General features: G+C 71.7%; 4 protein-coding genes. 1 reads left to right on the top strand and 3 read right to left on the bottom strand.

Going from position 1 to position 2,515, the window contains the following annotated elements:
• From WA805_RS22615 to WA805_RS22605, 3 genes are all read right to left on the bottom strand, one after another.
• Nucleotides 1-389, bottom strand: a 389-nt coding sequence (locus WA805_RS22615; RefSeq protein ID WP_425243342.1) for a hypothetical protein, incomplete at its 3' end; no start/stop codon positions are given.
• Between the two features lie 24 nt (nt 390-413).
• Nucleotides 414-548, bottom strand: coding sequence for a hypothetical protein (locus WA805_RS22610; RefSeq protein ID WP_422277081.1), 135 nt, complete (start codon nt 546-548; stop codon nt 414-416).
• Between the two features lie 37 nt (nt 549-585).
• Nucleotides 586-1,695 (bottom strand): 5-methyltetrahydropteroyltriglutamate--homocysteine S-methyltransferase, encoded by a 1,110-nt coding sequence (locus WA805_RS22605; RefSeq protein WP_425243341.1) that lies wholly within the window; start codon nt 1,693-1,695, stop codon nt 586-588.
• 53 nt (nt 1,696-1,748) lie between these two features.
• On the opposite strand from WA805_RS22605, the gene WA805_RS22600 reads away from it, so the two are divergent.
• A partial coding sequence (locus tag WA805_RS22600) for a hypothetical protein (RefSeq protein WP_425243340.1) occupies nt 1,749-2,515 on the top strand: 767 nt, incomplete at its 3' end.

Below are 2,515 nucleotides of genomic sequence, written 5' to 3'. Positions count from 1 at the left end.
CAGCCGGAAATCACCCGGACTCGCTGCCTGCTGTAGCGCAGCCCGCGCTCGTAGCGGATGTACCGGCCGGAGGCCGCCACCTCGATCAGCAGCGCTGACCGGTTCTCTGTCGCGCAGCCGAGCGCCTGCGCGTCGGCCAGCTCGTGCAGGCAGTAGAACCCGCAGCCGCACCAGCGGCGTGGCGGCGCATGCCGCGGCGTCCACACGCAGGACGCTTCGGCGGTGACGCCGTACACGCGTTCCGCGCCGAGGGTCAGCCCGGCGAACGCCGTCTTCGCGCAGTCCGCGGACAGCACGGCGCGCGCCAGCTTGTACCCGGTGAACGGCCGGTCCGGACGCTCCGCGCCCGGTGGCCCTCCCGGGCGCCCGGGTATGGGGAACCGCGCCACCGGGGTGCCTCGCCAGCCGCCGGGTCAGCGAGCCCGGACAGCCGGTTCTGGTTCTGGAGCCGGCGGCGTACGTTCCGGATGAGTGATCAGATCCTCCGCCGCGGAGACGGTTTCTGTGTCCTCGACGTAACCCGCCGCCTGTTCCTTGCCCAGCCGCATGCTCGTACCTCCTACGTATGCTGGTGCCCCGGCCGGGTCATCCCCACACCTGGCCAGCCACCGAGACCACGAGATCGAGCTTGCGGCGTTCATCGTCGACCGTGATGAGGTTGCCGAGGGAGCCGGATGCGAAGCCGCACTGCGGGCTGAGCGCCAGCTGCTCGAGCGGCGCGTAGCGGGCGGCCTCGTCGATGCGGCGCAGCAGGTCGTCGCGGGTTTCCAGCTGGGGGACTTTGGTGGTGACCAGGCCGAGGACCACCGTCGGCCCTGGCGGGACGAAGCGGAGCGGCTCGAAGCCGCCGGCCCGTTCCGTGTCGTACTCGAGCAGGAACCTGTCGACGGGCACCTCGCTGAACAGCCGTTCGGCGACCGGCTCGTAGCCGCCCTGCGCCATCCAGGAGCTGCGGTAGTTGCCGCGGCAGATATGCATGCCCACGGTGAGGTCCTGGTGCTCGCGCTTGACGGCGGTGACGATCTTGCTGTCCACGGTGATCGCGGCGTCGAGGGCCTGCTCCGGTGTGAGGGCGGCCCGGGTGCGGCCGGTGGCGCCCGGGTCGATCACCTGGTTGTAGCTGAGCGAGTCGAGCTGGACCCAGCGGACGCCCCTGGCGGCCAGGCCGCCGATCTCGTCGATCTGGAGGGCTGCGAGGTCTTCGATGAGGTCGTTCGGCGCGGGGTAGACGGCGGAGCTGCGCTCGCGGTCCCAGATCATCCCGCCCATCGAGGCGCTGATCATCGTGATCTTGAACGTGCCGGGCGCGCGGGCGGCCATGAAGGTGGCCTCGACGCCGGTCAGGTCCTGCTTTCTCGACACCGTGGCGACCGCGACCGCGCCGTCGCTGAGCGTTTCCTCCGGCGAGAGCTCCTTGCCGTTCCGGTACCAGCGCAGTGTCCTGCTGGCCGGTTCGATGCCGCCGAGCGACTCCAGCAGGCCAGACCGCCAGGACTCGCGGCGCGCCTCGCCGTCGGTGAACACGGTCAGGCCGGCCTGCTTCTGGACATCGAGGAGCTCGGCGATCGCGCGGTCCTCGACCTCGTGGAGCTGCGCCGTCGTCAGCTCGCCCGTCTCGTGAGCCTCCCGGGCCCGCAGGAGATAAGGCGGCCGGAGAAGGCTGCCCACGTGTTCGGCGTGGTACGTGGTGGCCATGGTTGACACTCTTCGCCGGATGAGTGCGGGTGTCTACGGGTATGAGGTGATGTATGGAGGTTTCCGCGTACGCCGACTACCTCACTCAGGCGGACCTTCGGCTGCTCGCGCGGGCCGTGGGTGCCTCTGCCGCCGCGGTGGCGGAGCTGGCCGGTGACGCCGCCGCCATCGAGGGGCTGCTGGCGGACCCGCGGGTGTTCTCGGCGGTGTTCGGGGCGCCGTCTCCGACGTCCGCGACGCCGGAGGTGCTGGTGCTGGCATCGCCATTCCTCGCCTTCGGCGTGGCGGTGCACCGGGCGGTCGCCGACCTGGCAGACATGGACTACCTGCCGGAACGGTCCGGGCTGCGGCAGCGGGTCCCCGTCTTCGACACGCCTGAGCTGCGTGATTTCCTCGGCTCCGCGGAGCGACGGCTGTTCCTCGCGGAGCTGCTGGCGTCGTTCACCCGGGTCGCGAGCGGACGGTACCGGGTGCCGTCGCGGTGGGGCGATTCGGGGCCTGGCTCCGCGCCTGGTCAGGGCGCGGGGTCTGGCGGGCGGTCGCGGACGCGGCGGTTCAGCGAGCTTGACCCGGTGAAGCTGGCCGGGCTGATCGAGGTCGCGCCGGAAGAGTCGCGGCCCGGCATCTACCGCAGGCTCGGCGACGTGTCGCTGTTCCTCGCCGGGATGTTCCCCGACTATTCGGCCATGCACGCCTTCGGGCCGGTGGACGTGTCCCGGCTGCTGCGCTCCGCGCGGGTCCCGGCCGGCGACCGGGACGGGCTGGCCGCCGCGCCCGCGCTCGACCTGCTGGAGTACCTGGGCGCGCGCTGGTACCGGGC

Origin of the sequence: Trebonia sp., from assembly GCF_049794275.1 — a bacterium.
In the GTDB taxonomy this organism is placed as follows: Bacteria; Actinomycetota; Actinomycetes; order Streptosporangiales; family Streptosporangiaceae; genus Trebonia.
This window is presented reverse-complemented; position numbering and strand designations above follow the sequence as displayed.